This window comes from Leifsonia sp. SIMBA_070, from assembly GCF_046534635.1.
GTDB lineage: Bacteria > Actinomycetota > Actinomycetes > Actinomycetales > Microbacteriaceae > Leifsonia.
This window is the reverse complement of the sequence record NZ_JAWRYK010000789.1, coordinates 1-244: the sequence shown is the minus strand read 5'-3', so window position 1 is coordinate 244 and position 244 is coordinate 1. Positions and strand designations below refer to the sequence as shown.

Here is a 244-nt window from a genome sequence, read left to right as displayed (position 1 = left end):
CGGCGATGTCCACCAGGACGCTGCCGTGCTTCATCCGGGACACCATGTCATTGCTGACCAGCTTGGGTGCGCGGGCGCCGGGGACGAGCACCGATCCGATCACCAGATCGGCGTCGAGCAGTGCGCGTTCAATCTCGAAGGCATTGGACGCCACTGTCCTGATGCGTCCGGCGTACTGTGCGTCGAGCTGGCGCAGCCGGTCAATGTTGATGTCCAGGACCGAGACGTCGGCGTGGGATCCCAC

The 244-nt window shown here is 64.8% G+C and carries 1 pseudogene; it reads right to left on the bottom strand.

The features are described from left to right. Positions 1–244: pseudogene (locus tag SB754_RS22375) on the bottom strand (alanine dehydrogenase); the annotation flags it as partial.